The sequence below is a fragment of the Enterobacter cloacae complex sp. 402C9 genome, assembly GCF_050030745.1.
Classification (GTDB): Bacteria; Pseudomonadota; Gammaproteobacteria; order Enterobacterales; family Enterobacteriaceae; genus Enterobacter; species Enterobacter intestinihominis.
Genome location: NZ_JBLGUW010000001.1, coordinates 3,323,852 through 3,340,675, shown reverse-complemented (window position 1 = coordinate 3,340,675; position 16,824 = coordinate 3,323,852). Strand labels below are relative to the sequence as shown.

At 56.9% G+C, this 16,824-nt stretch carries 12 protein-coding genes; 5 read left to right on the top strand and 7 right to left on the bottom strand.

The genetic code is table 11. The annotated features are described in order from the left end of the window. Nucleotides 1-11 precede the first annotated feature (11 nt). Genes ACQG1K_RS15945 through ACQG1K_RS15935 form a run of 3 tightly spaced genes read right to left on the bottom strand, consistent with a single transcriptional unit; the run spans nt 12 to nt 1,721 of the window. Nucleotides 12-209, bottom strand: a complete 198-nt coding sequence (locus ACQG1K_RS15945) for a YpfN family protein (RefSeq protein WP_000383991.1) — start codon at nt 207-209, stop codon at nt 12-14. 24 nt (nt 210-233) lie between these two features. Next, entirely contained in the window at nt 234-1,361 is a 1,128-nt protein-coding gene (gene dapE / locus ACQG1K_RS15940; protein ID WP_017383496.1) for a succinyl-diaminopimelate desuccinylase, read from the bottom strand. 3 nt (nt 1,362-1,364) lie between these two features. After that, nucleotides 1,365-1,721 (bottom strand): ArsC family reductase, encoded by a 357-nt coding sequence (locus ACQG1K_RS15935; RefSeq protein WP_045309148.1) that lies wholly within the window; start codon nt 1,719-1,721, stop codon nt 1,365-1,367. Between the two features lie 387 nt (nt 1,722-2,108). Between ACQG1K_RS15935 and ypfM the strand changes: the two genes are divergently transcribed. Beyond that, entirely contained in the window at nt 2,109-2,168 is a 60-nt protein-coding gene (ypfM, locus tag ACQG1K_RS15930) for a protein YpfM (RefSeq protein WP_100181659.1), read from the top strand. A 110-nt stretch (nt 2,169-2,278) separates the two neighbouring features. On the opposite strand, the gene acrD is transcribed toward ypfM, so the two are convergent. Together acrD and narQ are read right to left on the bottom strand one after the other, a co-directional pair. Beyond that, nucleotides 2,279-5,392 (bottom strand): multidrug efflux RND transporter permease AcrD, encoded by a 3,114-nt coding sequence (gene acrD, locus ACQG1K_RS15925; RefSeq protein ID WP_367075093.1) that lies wholly within the window; start codon nt 5,390-5,392, stop codon nt 2,279-2,281. A 141-nt stretch (nt 5,393-5,533) separates the two neighbouring features. Beyond that, nucleotides 5,534-7,228 carry a nitrate/nitrite two-component system sensor histidine kinase NarQ gene (narQ, locus tag ACQG1K_RS15920; protein WP_023300669.1) on the bottom strand — a complete coding sequence of 565 codons (1,695 nt, stop codon included), beginning with the start codon at nt 7,226-7,228 and terminating at the stop codon, nt 5,534-5,536. 152 nt (nt 7,229-7,380) lie between these two features. On the opposite strand from narQ, the gene aegA reads away from it, so the two are divergent. The 3 genes from aegA (at nt 7,381) to ACQG1K_RS15905 (ending at nt 11,168) form a co-directional block, all read left to right on the top strand. Further along, on the top strand, nt 7,381-9,357 hold the full coding sequence (aegA, locus tag ACQG1K_RS15915; protein WP_163347441.1) for a formate-dependent uric acid utilization protein AegA: 1,977 nt from the start codon (nt 7,381-7,383) through the stop codon (nt 9,355-9,357). A 67-nt stretch (nt 9,358-9,424) separates the two neighbouring features. Further along, nucleotides 9,425-10,015 (top strand): GDP-mannose pyrophosphatase NudK, encoded by a 591-nt coding sequence (gene nudK / locus ACQG1K_RS15910; protein ID WP_022648962.1) that lies wholly within the window; start codon nt 9,425-9,427, stop codon nt 10,013-10,015. 109 nt (nt 10,016-10,124) lie between these two features. Further along, a complete protein-coding gene (locus ACQG1K_RS15905; protein ID WP_154051476.1) occupies nt 10,125-11,168 on the top strand; it encodes a DUF1176 domain-containing protein in 1,044 nt (347 codons plus the stop codon). An 81-nt stretch (nt 11,169-11,249) separates the two neighbouring features. On the opposite strand, the gene tkt is transcribed toward ACQG1K_RS15905, so the two are convergent. After that, a complete protein-coding gene (gene tkt / locus ACQG1K_RS15900; protein WP_022648960.1) occupies nt 11,250-13,238 on the bottom strand; it encodes a transketolase in 1,989 nt (662 codons plus the stop codon). A 19-nt stretch (nt 13,239-13,257) separates the two neighbouring features. After that, entirely contained in the window at nt 13,258-14,208 is a 951-nt protein-coding gene (gene tal, locus ACQG1K_RS15895) for a transaldolase (protein ID WP_022648959.1), read from the bottom strand. 286 nt (nt 14,209-14,494) lie between these two features. Here tal and maeB point away from each other — a divergent pair, with 286 nt between their 5' ends. Continuing rightward, nucleotides 14,495-16,774 carry an NADP-dependent oxaloacetate-decarboxylating malate dehydrogenase gene (maeB, locus tag ACQG1K_RS15890; protein ID WP_022648958.1) on the top strand — a complete coding sequence of 760 codons (2,280 nt, stop codon included), beginning with the start codon at nt 14,495-14,497 and terminating at the stop codon, nt 16,772-16,774. Nucleotides 16,775-16,824 lie beyond the last annotated feature (50 nt).

The window sequence follows — 16,824 nt, the reverse complement described above, 5'->3', positions numbered from 1 at the left end:
AAACAAAGCGATTACTTCTTCTGGTCCTTCTTCGGCCAGTCGTCTTCATCATCCCACTTGTCGTTAAAATCACGGTGCGGCGGAAGATCCGGTTTGTTGGCAAGGAACTTTTTGTGGTCAACGCGCTTGAGATCTTTAATCACGTTAAGCAGCACGCCTACCAGAAATACCAACACCAGAATCCACCAGTACTTTGAAAGCCAGTCCATTCGCTAATCCTCTTTAAGCACCCGTCAGGCGACGAGCTGCTCCATAATACGTTGATACATGCGGGCCAGCAGTTGTAAATCGGCAGCGTTCACGCATTCATTGATTTTGTGAATCGTCGCGTTAACCGGACCCAGTTCGACAACCTGTGCGCCCATGCGGGCAATAAAGCGTCCGTCAGATGTGCCGCCCGTTGTCAGCAGCTGTGGCTTAATTTCATTATAGTGCGCAATGGCGTTCACTACCGCATCCACCAGTTTACCGCGCTGCGTCAGGAACGGCTGGCCAGACAGCCACCAGTCGAGGGTATAGCGCAGCTGGTATTTTTCGAGCAGCGCAATCACGCGCGCTTTTATCATCTCGTCGGTCAGTTCGGTGCTGAAGCGGAAGTTAAACTGGACGAAGAGATCGCCGGGAATGACGTTGTTGCTGCCGGTGCCGGCCTTGATGTTGGCTATTTGCATGCTGGTTGGCGGGAAAAATTCGTTGCCTTTATCCCATTCAATGCCCACCAGTTCGTTCAGCATCGGCGCGGCGCGGTGTACCGGGTTATCCGCCAGGTGCGGATAGGCAACGTGGCCCTGCACGCCATGAATGGTCAAATTGCAGGTCAGGGATCCACGGCGGCCATTTTTCACCACATCGCCCACCACTTCGGTACTGGACGGTTCGCCCACCAGACAGTAGTCCAGACGTTCATTGCGCGCCATCAGCGCCTCAACGACCTTCACGGTGCCGTTGTGGGCGCTGGCTTCTTCATCGGAGGTAATCAAAAACGCAAGACGGTTTTTATGGTTCGGATGCTGGGCGACGAAACGCTCTGCCGCCACGACCATCGCAGCCAGGGAACCTTTCATATCCGCAGCGCCGCGTCCGAAAAGCATGCCGTCGCGGATGGTTGGCTCAAAAGGCGGGTTGATCCAGCGGTCTGCGTCGCCTGCGGGAACTACGTCGGTATGTCCGGCAAACGCCAGCGTCTCCCCCTGACCGCGCCATGCCCAGAAGTTCTGCGTATCGCCAAAATCCATGTGCTCGACGGTAAAACCGATGGCACGCAGGCGCTCAATCATTAATGCCTGACAACCTGCGTCGTCCGGGCTAAGGGAAGGACGGCGAATAAGCTGCTGAGTCAGCTCAATGACCGGGCATGACATAGACTACACCTCAACGAATAAATCTGAATAAAGGGTTTCACTGAAACCCAGCAGCATAGGCTGACCTGGCTTGCAGAGCAATGGGCGTTTGATGATTGCCGGCATTTCAAGCATCAGTTTGGCTGCGCTGTCGGCGTTGTTGATCGTGGCCCGGAGAGATTCATCCAGTTTTCGCCAGGTGGTCCCGCGGGTGTTCAGCAGCGCTTCCCAGCCCAGTTCATTGATGGCGGAATGGAGAAACGCAGGGTCAAGCCCGTCGGCACGGTAATCATGGAAGCGATAGTCGATGTTGTGTGCTTCCAGCCAGCGGCGGGCTTTTTTAATCGTATCGCAATTCTTAATGCCGTACATCACAACCATAGTGAATCCTTTTGTTCTTGTGTGGGTTAAATGTTCAATATTTTCGAAGATATATCCTTAAGTGGAATATAACATATTCGGAATTTTTCGTGATTTACAATTCTCCATAATTCAACGAACAGCTGTACGCTGAATAGTGTTCCATCTTTTAAGCATAGTTGTCCACTCTGTATAAATTGCCAATAAACTCAGGGGGAAATTAAAAATGCTGTCATTTTTCTGACTATTTCAAAATATTGCTGTGGGTCACATAAAATTTACCCGGCAACGCTCATAGTGATCCTAAACCTACTAGCACAGCGGGGCTCAATCACAGCAATCGGTTAAAGTGACTTCACAATGATGATACGTTTTCGTAGAATGCACATAATAATAAGAGAGGTTGTTATGATTGAACATGAACTGGGGAACTGGAAAGATTTTATCGAAGGCATGCTTCGTAAATGAATTTCCGGTAAGAAATGCAAGAGCACTTAATTAACTAAAATAACCATAGTGTGAAAGAATCACACAATAAAAAGGCGGCCTGTAAAGCCGCCTTTTTTTATTTCAACGGGTTATTCCGGCTTATCCTTCAGCGGGAAACGACGGCGTATCAGCACAAAGAACAGCGGTACGAAATAGATAGCCAGAATCGTCGCGGAAATCATTCCCCCCATAACGCCCGTTCCCACCGCGTGCTGGCTGCTGGAGCCTGCGCCGGAGCTGGTGGCCATCGGCAGGACGCCAAATACAAACGCCAGAGAAGTCATCAGGATCGGGCGCAGGCGCTGACGACAGGCGTGCAGCGTGGCGGCCATCAGTTCGTGACCTTTGGCATTCATCTCATTGGCAAATTCGACGATCAGAATGGCGTTTTTCGCCGACAATCCGATTACGGTGAGGAGTCCGACCTGGAAGTAGACATCGTTTTCCAGGCCACGCATCCAGGTTGCCAGCAGCGCGCCGATGACCCCGAGAGGCACCACCAGCATTACCGAGAACGGCACTGACCAGCTTTCATACAGCGCCGCCAGGCAGAGGAACACCACCAGCAGCGACAGGGCATACAGGGCAGGCGCCTGCGCGCCGGAAAGCCGTTCCTGGTAGGACATCGCCGTCCACTCCAGGCCAAAGCCGGTCGGTAACTGCTGAACCAGTTTTTCCATAATGTCCATTGCGGTACCGGTACTGACGCCAGGCGCGGCTTCACCGACAATCTCCAGCGCCGAATAGCCGTTGTAACGCTCCAGACGCGGCGAACCGGTCTCCCAGCGTGACGTCGCAAACGCCGAGAACGGCACCATGCCGCCGGTGTTATTGCGCACATACCAGCGGTTGATATCGTCCGGCAGCATGCGGTATTTGGCAGCAGACTGAACGTAGACCTTTTTCACGCGACCGCGATCCATAAAGTCATTCACGTAGCTTGAGCCCCATGCCGTTTGCAGGGTGTCGTTAATGTCGTCGATGGAGACGCCCAGCGCCTGCGCTTTACGCTGGTCAATATCCACCTGTAGCTGAGGGCTGTCATCCAGACCGTTATGACGAACGCGGGTAAGCTGCGGATCTTTCCCGGCCAGCTCGAGCAGTTTATCGCGAGCTGCCATCAACGCGTCATGCCCGGCACCCGCGTGATCCTGAAGCTCCATATCAAATCCGGCTGAGCTGCCCAGGCCACTGATAGCGGGCGGGCTGCTGGCGAAAACGCGCGCTTCCTTGATTTTGTTGAACGCTTTAGTTGCACGTTCAATGATGGCAAAGGAGGAGCCGCTATCGCTGTCGCGCTGGTCCCAGTCTTTCAGGCGCACAAACATACGCGCCACGTTCTGCCCGTTACCGCCAGGGCCAGAGCCGACGGTGGAGAAGACGGAGACCACGTTATCCTTCTCCTGAGTATGGAAGTAGTTCTCAACCTTCTGCACCACTTTCAGGGTCTGCTGCTGGGTCGAGCCGCTCGGTAACTGTACGGAGGTGATAAACATGCCGCGATCTTCCAGCGGCAGGAACGAGGTTGGCAGCCGCATGAATAATAAGACCATGCCGCCGAGCAGCAGGACATAAACCACCATCCAGCGCACGCTGCGGTGCAGTACTTTACCCACGCCCGCTTCATAGCGCGCCGCATTTCGGTTAAACATGCGGTTAAACCAGCCGAAGAAGCCTTTTTGACCGTGGTGTTCGCCCTTATGCAGCGGTTTGAGCAGCGTCGAGCACAGAGCAGGGGTAAGGATCATCGCCACCAGTACGGAGAGCACCATCGCAGAGACGATGGTGATCGAGAACTGGCGATAAATCGCGCCCGTAGTGCCGCCAAAAAACGCCATCGGGATAAATACCGCCGACAGCACCATGGCGATACCGACCAGCGCACCCTGAATTTGCCCCATCGATTTACGCGTGGCCTCGCGGGGCGAAAGCCCTTCCTCGCTCATGATGCGCTCGACGTTTTCCACCACCACGATGGCATCATCTACCAGCAGGCCGATGGCCAGCACCATGGCAAACATGGTCAGGGTGTTGATGCTGTAACCGAAGGCATACAGCACCGCAAAGGTTCCCAGCAACACCACCGGCACCGCAATGGTGGGGATCAGCGTGGCGCGGAAGTTTTGCAGGAACAGGTACATCACGAGGAACACCAGCGCGATAGCTTCGAGCAGGGTTTTCACCACATCTTCGATGGAGGCTTTTACGAATGAGGTGGTTTCGTAGGCGACTTTGTACTCCAGTCCGTGCGGGAAGTAATGCGACAGCTCATCCAGACGCTCTAATACCCGCTGCGCGGTCGCCATTTCGTTGGCACCGGAGGCCAGTTTCACCCCCAGGCCGGACGCGGCATTGCCGTTAAAGCGACTCAGGTAGTCATATTTTTCCGCCCCCATTTCCACTGTGGCGACATCCCCCAGACGCACTTCGGAACCATCCTGATTCACGCGCAGAGTAATATTGCGGAACTGTTCAGGCGTCTGGAGCAGCGACTGGGAGTTGATGGTGGCGTTAAGCGCCTGGTTATCCACGGACGGCGTACCACCGAGCTGCCCCACGGCAATCTGAGCGTTCTGCGATTCGATGGCGTCGGTGACATCTTTGGCGGTCATCTGCACGCTGTTCAGCTTGTTGGGATCCAGCCAGATACGCATGGAATACTGCGAGCCGTAGGCGTCGATATCACCCACGCCGTTGATACGGCTGAGCGGGTCCTGAATATTACTGGCGACGTAGTCCGCGATGTCCTGCTTATCCATCGAGCCATCGGTTGAAACAAACGCGATGGTCAAAATATTGGTGTCACCGGTCTTACGCACGGTCACCCCCTGGTTCTGCACCGCCTGAGGCAGTTTACGCAGGGCCGATTGCAGCTGGTTTTGCACCTGCTGCACCGCTTCGTCCGGATCCGTGCCCGCCGTAAAGCTCAGGGTTACCGTCGCCTGGCCCGTGGCGCTGCTCTGCGAGGACATGTACATCAGGTTATCAAGACCCGTCATGTTCTGCTCGATAACCTGCGTGACGGTATTTTCCAGCGTCTGTGCCGAGGCGCCAGGGTAGTTCGCCGTGATACGCACGTTAGGGGGGGCGAGGTCGGGGTATTGCTCAACAGGAAGGGAAGTAATCGCCAGGACACCCGTCAGACACAACAGGATTGCTAGCACCCAGGCAAAAATGGGGCGATCGATGAAAAAATTCGCCATTAAAATGTGACCTCGTTTTGCTGCACGTCATTATTGTTTATTGCCCGCCTAACTTTAGCGGTAAGGCCCAGGTCAAACGTGGAGAAATAAAGGAGATAATGTAAATTATCATGCGCTTTTTTCAGCGCGCCTTCTTTCTCGCTATTTTTCAGCCTGCGCCGCAGGTGTCCGGAACGTCACGCTGACCTGTGTACCGCCCTGTGGCGGCTGAGAAAAGTGTAATGTTCCGCCGAGCCGTCCCGCGCGTTCGCGCATGATATTCAGCCCGTAATGCCCCGGCGGTTCACTGGCGTCGCCGATACCAATACCGTTGTCACGGATCGTGACCGTGTGAGTACCGTCCGCGGTGGTGACGCAGCTGACCACAATCTCTCTGGCGTCGGCATGTTTAATCGCATTCAGCACTGCCTCACGCACAATCTGTAAGAGGTGCACCTGTTTTTGCGCGTCCAGCGCAAGCGATGAGAGACGGCAGTCGAGCACCAGCTTCGCGCTGGTCTGGCTTTGCAAACCGTCGAGAGACTCCTGTAGCGCGGCAGGAAGATTGGCGTGGTTGAGCGTCAGGCGGAAGGTGGTGAGCAGCTCGCGTAGCTGATGCCAGGCGTTATTCAGCTCGCGGGAGAAGTCCGTAATGATGGTCTGCGCCGGGGCATTGTCGCCCGGCACGGCATGCTTCAGCAGCGTAAGCTGAATACGCAAATAGGAGAGCACCTGCGCCAGCGAATCATGCAACTCGCGCGCGATGGTGGCGCGCTCTTCCATCAGCAGCAACTGCTGATAATGTTTTTGCGCCTGATTGAAATAGAGCCCCCGGCCCAGCATCGTCGCCACGCTTTCCATGAGCGGCAGCGGAACATCCCCGGTCGCGCTTTGCCAGCGCAGTTCGCCGTACAGGGTGTCCTGCATTAATACCGGTAAATTGTGCATTTTCTCACCCGGGGACTCCTGTCCTTCGTAAAGCTGCCAGTCGTCACTGGTGCGCAATTGCAGGTAATTCATCTGCGTATAGTCATGCACAATTTGCAAAATATGCCGGAAGCAGTGGCTGTCTATCTGCCCGGTATTCAACGCCTGTGAGCATTTGAACAGCATTTCAAGCTGCTGATGCGCTTCATTCAGGTGGCGGGTTTTTTCGGCAACGGAGTGCTCCAGGGAACGGTACAGGGTGTGTAATTCCGCCGACATATGGTTGAAGGCGCGGGAAAGCTGGCCCAGCTCGTTGGGAAGCATAATATCCGGCGCGGGGGTATCGAACTGCCCCTGTTCGATACGCTCGCTCGCTGCCACCAGATTATTCAGCGGCAGCACAACCTGACGGCGGATGCGCCGCAGGGTCATCACCGCCAGCAGCAGGATGCCCAGGCCGCCCGTCAGCGACATGAAAATCACCAGCTGTATCTTATGTTCGGTGTAGTGCTGTAGCGCCAGCACAAAGGCATCTATCCGGCCCACGAAATCCTCTATGTGGCTCTGATACCACCCGGTATCGCCGCTGGCGATACGCGTGTCCATCTCCTGCCAGCCAAGCTGCAACCGCTGGTAACGCTGTTTGACGTCCTCTGGCACATACCAGCGGTTGAGCTTCTGCAACGCAGGCGCGCTCAGCGTTTTCTGCCAGACCGCGCGGTGCTCTGCCAGTGACGGGCTGGCGCGCTGCATTTCGTAGCCCAGGCGGTAGCTCTGCATGCGCAGCGATCCGGCGATGTTAATCGCCTCGGCGTCGCGCTGGCTGCTGGCGAGTGTAACCAGCGCAATGGCGCTGATCAGAACGGACAAGACAATCATCGAAAAGAAAGCCCGAGCCAGGCTTCCCGATACGGGGCGTTTAACGGTCACTCATCAGCTTCCTGAATTAAATTGATCTGCCACAGGTTCACTGGAAATAGTTCGCCTTCCTGGGCATTTGAACATTGCGTCGCCATGCCACTGTGGGTAAATACGATAACAATATAAAGAATAAGGTTATTGAACCAAAAACAGGTGTTGTTATGAATCGTTTTATTATGGCCAACGCTCAACAGTGTATCGGTTGTCGCGCCTGCGAAGTTGCCTGTGTGATGGCGCACAACGGGGAGCAGCACGCGCTGAGCGAGCGCCATTTTCATCCCCGCATTACGGTCCTTACCTCTGGCTTGCGAAAAAGCCCAGTGACCTGCCACCACTGTGAAAATGCGCCCTGCGCGCAAAGCTGCCCGAACGGAGCCATCACGCAACACAGCGACAGCGTACAGGTCAATCAACAAAAATGCATTGGCTGTAAAGCCTGCGTGGTGGCCTGCCCGTTTGGCACGATGGACATGCTGATCACCCCGCTTGAAAACGACAGCGTAAAGGCCTCGGCGCACAAATGCGACCTCTGCCTGGAAAGGCCGCAAGGCCCGGCCTGCGTTGAAAACTGCCCGGCGGAGGTGCTTACGCTCGCCACCCCAGCCGTGCTGGATAAGCTGGTTAAACAGCGCCGACAGCGCAGCGCAAGGCTGGACGCGCTGCCGTGGCACAGCGAGGCGGTTCAATCAGCCCCTCCGCAAACCAAACGGCAACAGATGCAAAACACCCCGGCGCGCGGTGAGCCGGATAAGCTCAGCCCCGACGCGCGCGCCGGCCATTTTAACGAGATCTACTTGCCGTTTCGCCCGGAACAGGCGCAGCGCGAAGCATCCCGGTGCCTGAAATGTGGCGACCACAGCATTTGCGAGTGGACCTGCCCGCTGCATAACCATATTCCGCAGTGGATTGAGCGGATCAGGGCGGGGGATATCATCGGTGCGGCTGAGCTTTCTCACCAGACTAACTGTTTACCGGAAATTACCGGCCGCGTCTGTCCACAGGATCGATTATGTGAAGGCGCCTGCACCCTGCGGGATGCGTCAGGGGCGGTAACCATCGGTAATATCGAACGATATATCTCGGATCGGGCGCTGGCGATGGGCTGGACGCCGGACGTCAGCCACGTTACACCGGTCGGTAAGCGCGTCGCCATCATTGGTGCCGGTCCGGCAGGGCTGGCCTGTGCCGACGTACTGGTGCGCAGCGGCATCGGTGTGACGGTCTACGATCGCCATCCAGAAATCGGCGGATTACTGACCTTTGGTATTCCGGCCTTCAAGCTGGATAAATCCCTGTTAGCGCGGCGCAGAGAGATATTCAGCGCGATGGGTATCCGCTTCGAGCTGAACTGCGAGGTGGGAAAAGACGTGTCGATGGCCCAACTGCAAAACGACTACGATGCCCTGTTCATCGGCGTAGGGACCTATCGTTCCATGAAAGCAGGTATCCCTCATGAAGACGCGCCGGGTGTGTACGACGCGCTGCCGTTTTTAGTGGCAAATACGCGGAACGTGATGGGCCTTGATCCTGCCGCAGACGAGCCGTTTATTGACACGCAGGGGTTAAACGTGGTGGTGCTGGGCGGGGGCGATACGGCGATGGACTGCGTGCGCACCGCGCTGCGACATGGCGCGGCGAAAGTAACCTGCGCCTATCGGCGGGACGAGGCCAACATGCCGGGCTCAAAGAAAGAGGTTAAAAACGCGAAAGAAGAGGGCGCGGCGTTTGAATTTAATGTCCAGCCGGTTGAGATCACGCTGGATGACGACGGGAAGGTCAAGGGTATCCGGATGCTGCGCACCCGTCTGGGCGAGCCGGATGCGCAGGGGCGGCGTCGTCCTGTCCCGGTGGCGGGCAGTGAGTTTGTCATGCCAGCGGATGCGGTGATCATGGCGTTTGGGTTTAATCCGCACGCCATGCCGTGGCTTCAGGCGCAGGGCGTCGACACCGACGACTGGGGGCGCATCAGGGCCTCCGTGGAGAGCCGTTATCGCTACCAGACCTCGAATCCGCAGATTTTTGCTGGCGGTGATGCGGTACGTGGTGCGGATCTGGTGGTCACCGCGATGGCGGAAGGGCGCCATGCCGCGCAGGGGATCATGGACTGGCTTGGCGTGCCGCCGCGCAATATGCATTAACGCAGACGGGCGACAAAGCGGGCATCACGGCGTAGTATAAACAGACTCATTTTGCCGTGGAGCCCGTATGTCCCTGAACATTACCGTTATTAAAGACAAAATCCTTTCTGAAAATTACTTTGTCCTGCGTAACATCACTTACGATCTCACCCGTAAGAGCGGGGACGTCATTCGCCATAAACGCGAAGTCTACGACCGGGGCAATGGTGCAACCATTCTGCTGTATAACCGTGAAAAGCAAAGCGTGGTGCTGATCCGCCAGTTTCGCATCGCGACATGGGTCAATGGCAACGCGGACGGACGTCTGATTGAAACCTGTGCAGGTCTGCTGGACGACGATGAGCCGGAAGTGTGTATCCGCAAAGAAGCCATTGAAGAGACGGGCTTTGAGGTGGGGGCGGTGCAGAAAGTCTTTGAGCTGTTTATGTCCCCTGGCGGGGTTACCGAGCTGGTTCACTTCTTCATTGCGGAGTACACCGATGCCCAGCGCACGCACCGGGGCGGTGGCGTGGACGATGAAGACATTGAAGTGCTGGAAATGCCTTTCGCTCAGGCTGTCGACATGGTGAAAAGCGGCGAGATCCGCGACGGTAAAGCGGTGATCCTGTTGCAGTATCTGCAAACCAGCGGTTTGATGAATGCTGCGTCGGTAGCGTGATAAGTTGTATTTCAGATAAATCTATCCGATAAATCCGATTGAGCCAGCCCGCCCAGGGCACGAAGATACGCCCCAGATTGACCTATTCGTTTCCGGGGCTGTGCCGTTCATGCGCTACTGCGTTATTTTTCTCTTCTTCATTTGCGTGCTTCCCGCACCTTTGGTGTGGGCTGCGCCTGCGCAGCAGTCTTTTTCAGACTGGCAGGTGACCTGCAATAACCAGAATTTCTGCGTAGCGCGCAACACCGGCGAGCATCGCGGTCTGGTCATGACGCTGAGCCGCAGTGCGGGGGCAAAAACAGACGCCAGCCTGCGCATCGATCTCGGCGGTCTTTCGACGCCTCCGGTGAAAGAGCCTGACATTGCCCCGCGCCTGCTGCTCGACAATGTGCCGCTTCAGCTCACGTCGCAACACTGGCAGTTAACCCCCTGGCATCTTAAAACAGACGATACGGGCACCATCACCACGTTTCTGAAAACCATTCAGGAAGGGCAGGCGCTGACCCTGCGCGAGGGGAAGCAAACGATCTCTCTGGCCGGTCTGAAAGCGGCGCTGCTGTTTATTGATGCCCAGCAAAAACGCGTCGGAAGTGAAACGGCATGGATTAAAAAAGGGGATAGTCCACCGCTGAGCGTGCCGCCTGCGCCGGCATTAAAAAAGGTGGCAGTGGTGAACCCCACGCCAACGCCGCTGACGCATAACGAACTTAACGATCTGCTGGATTACGGTACCTGGCGCATGAACCACAGCCAGTGCTCCCTCGATCCGAACCGGCGTGAAGTGCGCGTGACCGCGTTGACCGATGACAAAGCGCTGATGATCATCAGCTGTGAGGCGGGGGCGTACAACACCGTCGATCTGGCGTGGCTGGTGTCGCGTAAAAAACCGTTTGCTGCCAGAAGCGTGAGATTGCGCCTGCCGTTTACCCCTTCCAGCCAGAGTAGCGACATGGAGCTGATGAATGCCAGCTTCGATGAAAAAACGCGCGAGCTGACCACGCTGGCACTGGGACGCGGGATTGGCGACTGTGGGATCCAGACCCGCTGGCGTTTTAACGGCCAGCGCTTCCGCCTGGTGCGCTACGCGGAAGAGCCAAGCTGCGATAACTGGAATGGGCCAGATGCCTGGCCCACGCTGTGGATCACAAGGTAGGGCTCTGTCGCTTACCGGGCCTACGTTTTAGCGATTTGTAGGCCCGGTAAGGCTTAGCCGCCACCGGGCACGAAGACTGCACTACAGCACGCTCAGCGCCTTCTCCACCACGTTCTCAACGGTAAAGCCGAAGTACGGGAACAGCTTATCGGCCGGGGCGGATTCACCGTAACCCTTCATGCCGACAATCGCCCCTTTCAGACCCACATATTTGTACCAGTAGTCGGCAATGCCAGCTTCAACCGCCACGCGCGCCGCGACGTTTGAAGGCAGCACCGATTCGCGGTATGCCTCATCCTGGGCATCAAAGATATCCGTTGAAGGCAGGGAAACCACGCGCACCGCGTGACCCTCGGCGGTCAGTTTCTCGGCCGCTTTTACCGTGATTTCCACCTCTGAACCGGTGGCAATCAGGATCACGTCCGGTTTACCGCCGCTGTCTTTCAGGATGTACCCGCCGCGGGCGATATTTTTCACCTGCTCCGGCGTGCGCTCAATCTGCGCCAGGTTCTGGCGCGACAGGATCAGCGCTGTGGGTCCGTTATGGCGCTCTACGGCCAGCTTCCAGCCCACAGCCGCTTCAACCTGATCGCACGGACGCCAGGTACTGAAGTTTGGCGTCAGGCGCAGGCTCGCCAGCTGCTCTACCGCCTGGTGCGTCGGCCCATCTTCACCCAGTCCGATGGAGTCGTGGGTATACACCATGATTTGCCGCGCCTTCATCAGGGCCGCCATACGCGCCGCGTTACGGGCATATTCGACAAACATCAGGAAGGTGGCGGTGTACGGCACGAAGCCGCCATGGTGGGCGATACCGTTGGCAATGGCGGTCATCCCGAACTCGCGCACGCCGTAGTGGATATAGTTTCCGGCAATGTCTTCCTTCAGGGATTTAGAGCCAGACCAGATGGTGAGGTTACTTGGCGCCAGATCCGCCGAGCCGCCCAGCAGTTCGGGCAGGACAGGGCCAATCGCGTTCAGGGTGTTTTGTGACGCCTTACGGGTGGCAATTTTCGCCGGGTTAGATTGCAGGTTTTCAATCAGCGCCTGAGTTTTCTCTTCCCAGTCTTCCGGCAGGCCACCGCTCATGCGGCGGTTAAATTCGGCCGCCAGCTCCGGATACGCTTTTTTGTAGGCAGCAAACTTCTCGTTCCAGGCCTGCTGCGCTTTTTCACCTGTTTCGCGAGCATCCCAGGCCCTGTAGATCTCTTTTGGGATCTCAAAGGCCGGGTGTTTCCAGCCCAGTTTCTGGCGGGTCAGCGCCACTTCCTCTTCACCCAGCGCCGCGCCGTGCGCCTCTTCTTTACCCGCTTTGTTCGGCGAGCCGAAGCCGATGGTGGTGCGGCAGACGATCAGGGACGGTTTGTCCTTCACGCTCTGCGCTTCCTGAATCGCTTTTTTCACCGCCTCAGGATCGTGACCGTCGATTTCGTGCACCACGTGCCAGTGATAGGCTTCAAAGCGTTTTGCCGTGTCGTCGGTAAACCAGCCCTCGGTTTCCCCGTCAATGGAGATACCGTTGTGATCGTAGAAGCCAATCAGCTTGCCCAGCCCCAGGGTGCCCGCCAGCGAGCAGACCTCGTGGGAGATCCCCTCCATCAGGCAGCCATCACCCATAAAGACATAGGTGTAGTGATCGACAATCTCGTGGTCGGGCTGGTTGAACTGCGCGGCCAGCGTACGCTCTGCAATCGCCAGGCCGACGGCATTCGCCAGCCCCTGGCCCAGCGGGCCGGTAGTGGTTTCAACACCCGGCGTATAGCCGATCTCCGGGTGGCCCGGCGTTTTGGAGTGCAGCTGGCGGAAGTTTTTTAACTCCTCAAGCGGCAGGTCGTAGCCGGAAAGGTGCAGCAGGCTGTAGAGCAGCATCGAGGCGTGACCGTTGGAGAGAATAAAACGGTCGCGATCGTACCAGGTCGGATCGGTCGGGTTGTGCTTCAGGAAGTCGTTCCACAGCACTTCGGCAATATCAGCCATACCCATGGGGGCGCCAGGGTGGCCGGAATTGGCTTTTTGTACGGCATCCATGCTGAGGGCGCGAATGGCGTTGGCGAGCTCTTTACGGGACATAGTTCACTCCGTGGCAAGGTTAAAGTTTGGCGGCGAGAAGATCTTCGAGTTTGCGCTGGTCGACGGCGAACTGGCGGATGCCATCTGCCAGTTTTTCCACGGCCATTGGATCCTGATTGTGCTCCCAGCGGAATTCCGCTTCGGTCATGGGTTTCGGTTTGGGCAGAACGGTAGAGGTCGGTACCAGCTTGCGGATCACCGTCTCTTCACTCTCCTGAAGCTTTTTCAGCAGGTCAGGAGAGATGGTCAGACGGTCACAGCCCGCGAGCGCCAGGATCTGCTCGGTGCGGCGGAAGCTGGCTCCCATCACGATGGTCTCGTAGCGATGCTGCTTGTAATAATCGTAGATATTACGCACCGATTTTACGCCAGGATCTTCTTCCACCACGTACGGATCCATTGGCTGTTTCGCCTGATACCAGTCGTAGATACGCCCGACAAACGGTGAAATCAGGAACACGCCCGCTTCGGCGCAGGCACGCGCCTGGGCGAAGGAGAACAGTAGCGTCAGGTTGCAGTGGATCCCCTCTTTCTCCAGCACTTCCGCCGCGCGGATGCCTTCCCAGGTAGACGCAAGCTTGATCAGAATGCGTGACTTATCGATCCCCTGCTCCTGGTAGAGTTCCACTATGCGGCGGGCCTTGTTAATGCTTTTTTCCTGGTCGAACGAGAGGCGGGCGTCCACTTCGGTAGAGACGCGTCCCGGTATGCTTTTAAGAATTTCCGCACCGATATTGACCGCCAGCTTGTCGCTGGCTTCGGCGACCTGCTGTTCCTGCGTTTTCCCGCGCTGTTTGCCGTAGGCAAGGGCGTCATCAATCAGATGACTAAAGTGCGCAAGACCGGCCGCCTTGAGCAGCAGAGAGGGATTGGTGGTCGCGTCTTCCGGCTGGTAGTGACGAATCGACTCGATGTCGCCGCTGTCTGCAACCACGGTGGTAAATTGTTTGATGCCGTCTAGCTGGTTCATAATTACTCCTTGGAAATAAAAGAGTTAGTCGAGTGCGTTAGTTCACACTTCTGAGAAAATCATGATGGACTTAACAAAAAAGCATAGCAGACGGGGGAGGCATTGCTTTCTGAGACGGGTAACATGGCTGTTATAAATTGATAACAATTTTTATTCTGCAATGGTGAGAGTTTGGCAGCCTTCAAAGTTTAGGAGCCTGCCTGCGGCGATACTATGCGGCACACCAGGGTGTGCATAGGAACGTCGACATCACCCTTTTTGACCGAAACGTGAAAGGAATAACAAGATGGATGATCAGTTAAAACAAAGCGCTCTCGATTTTCACGAGTTTCCTGTTCCGGGTAAAATCCAGGTATCCCCGACCAAACCGCTGGCGACCCAGCGCGATCTGGCGCTGGCCTACTCGCCGGGCGTGGCTGCTCCGTGCCTGGAAATCGAAAAAGATCCGCTGGCAGCGTACAAATACACCGCGCGCGGCAACCTGGTGGCCGTTATCTCTAACGGTACGGCGGTGCTGGGGTTAGGGAACATCGGTGCGCTGGCTGGTAAGCCGGTGATGGAAGGGAAGGGCGTTCTGTTTAAGAAATTTGCCGGTATCGACGTCTTCGATATCGAAGTGGACGAACTGGATCCGGATAAATTCATCAACGTGGTGGCGGCGCTGGAGCCGACCTTCGGCGGCATCAACCTGGAAGACATCAAAGCGCCGGAATGTTTCTATATCGAGCAGAAGCTGCGCGAGCGTATGAACATTCCCGTGTTCCATGACGACCAGCACGGCACGGCGATTATCAGTACCGCCGCCATTCTGAACGGCCTGCGCGTGGTAGAGAAAAATCTCTCCGACGTGCGCATGGTGGTCTCCGGCGCAGGCGCCGCGGCCATCGCCTGTATGAACCTGCTGGTGGCGCTGGGCATGCAGAAGCACAATATTGTGGTCTGCGACTCCAAGGGCGTGATCTACAAAGACCGCGAGCCAAACATGGCGGAAACCAAGGCGGCCTATGCGGTGGAAGACGACGGCAAGCGCACGCTTGAAGACGTGATTGACGGTGCTGACATTTTCCTCGGCTGTTCAGGCCCGAAAGTGCTGACCCAGGAGATGGTGCAGAAGATGGCGCGCGCGCCAATGATCCTGGCCCTGGCGAACCCGGAGCCGGAAATTCTGCCGCCGCTGGCGAAGGCGGTGCGTGAAGACGCTATCATCTGCACCGGACGTTCGGACTACCCGAACCAGGTGAACAACGTGCTCTGCTTCCCGTTCATCTTCCGCGGGGCGCTGGACGTCGGCGCTACGGCGATCAACGAAGAGATGAAGCTGGCTGCCGTTCATGCTATCGCAGAGCTGGCGCACGCCGAGCAGAGCGAAGTGGTGGCCTCCGCCTACGGCGATCAGGATCTGAGCTTCGGCCCCGACTACATCATCCCTAAACCATTTGACCCGCGTCTGATCGTGAAGATCGCGCCAGCGGTGGCCAAAGCGGCGATGGACTCCGGCGTGGCGACGCGGCCGATTGAAGATTTCGATGCCTACGTCGATAAACTCACCGAGTTCGTTTACAAAACCAACCTGTTTATGAAGCCGATCTTCTCCCAGGCGCGCGCCGACGCGAAGCGCGTGGTGCTGGCGGAAGGGGAAGAGGCGCGCGTGCTGCATGCCACGCAGGAGCTGATCACCTTAGGGCTGGCGAAACCGATCCTGATTGGTCGTCCGAGCGTGATCGAGATGCGTATTCAGAAGCTCGGCCTGCAAATTAAGCCGGGCGTGGACTTTGAGATCGTTAACAACGAATCCGATCCGCGCTTCAAAGAGTACTGGAACGAATACTATTCGATCATGAAGCGTCGCGGGATCACCCAGGAGCAGGCGCAGCGGGCGGTGATCAGCAACACCACGGTGATCGGCGCGATCATGGTTCATCGCGGTGAGGCGGATGCGCTGATCTGCGGCACCATCGGCGAGTACCATGAGCATTTCAGCGTGGTACAGGAGATCTTCGGCTATCGCGAGGGCGTCCATACTGCCGGCGCAATGAACGCGCTGCTGCTGCCAAGCGGTAACACCTTTATCGCCGATACCTACGTCAACGACGATCCCTCCCCGGACGAACTGGCGGAAATCACCGTGATGGCGGCGGAAACCGTGCGCCGCTTTGGTATCGAGCCGAAAGTGGCGCTGCTGTCGCACTCAAACTTCGGGTCATCCAAATCCGCGGCGGCGTGCAAAATGCGCCAGACGCTGGACCTGGTGCGAGCGCGCGCGCCGGAGCTGATGATCGACGGCGAGATGCACGGCGACGCCGCGCTGGTGGAGAGTATTCGTAATGAACGTATGCCGGACAGTCCGCTGAAAGGCTCGGCGAACGTGCTGATTATGCCGAACGTGGAAGCGGCGCGTATTAGCTATAACCTGCTGCGCGTGTCGAGTTCTGAAGGTGTGACCGTCGGGCCGGTACTGATGGGGGTGTCAAAACCGGTACATGTGTTAACGCCGATTGCCTCCGTGCGTCGTATCGTCAACATGGTGGCACTGGCGGTGGTTGAGGCGCAGACGCAGCCGCTGTAAGGGCGCGTTTGCTTACCCGACCTACGGATTGAGTAGGCCGGATAAGCGCA

Coding starts and splice junctions, on each gene's coding strand:
- ACQG1K_RS15945 (WP_000383991.1), bottom strand. CDS start 209: ATGGACTGGCTTTCAAAGTACTGGTGGATTCTGGTGTTGGTATTTCTG.
- dapE (WP_017383496.1), bottom strand. CDS start 1,361: ATGTCATGCCCGGTCATTGAGCTGACTCAGCAGCTTATTCGCCGTCCT.
- ACQG1K_RS15935 (WP_045309148.1), bottom strand. CDS start 1,721: ATGGTTGTGATGTACGGCATTAAGAATTGCGATACGATTAAAAAAGCC.
- acrD (WP_367075093.1), bottom strand. CDS start 5,392: ATGGCGAATTTTTTCATCGATCGCCCCATTTTTGCCTGGGTGCTAGCA.
- aegA (WP_163347441.1), top strand. CDS start 7,381: ATGAATCGTTTTATTATGGCCAACGCTCAACAGTGTATCGGTTGTCGC.
- nudK (WP_022648962.1), top strand. CDS start 9,425: ATGTCCCTGAACATTACCGTTATTAAAGACAAAATCCTTTCTGAAAAT.
- ACQG1K_RS15905 (WP_154051476.1), top strand. CDS start 10,125: ATGCGCTACTGCGTTATTTTTCTCTTCTTCATTTGCGTGCTTCCCGCA.
- tkt (WP_022648960.1), bottom strand. CDS start 13,238: ATGTCCCGTAAAGAGCTCGCCAACGCCATTCGCGCCCTCAGCATGGAT.
- tal (WP_022648959.1), bottom strand. CDS start 14,208: ATGAACCAGCTAGACGGCATCAAACAATTTACCACCGTGGTTGCAGAC.
- maeB (WP_022648958.1), top strand. CDS start 14,495: ATGGATGATCAGTTAAAACAAAGCGCTCTCGATTTTCACGAGTTTCCT.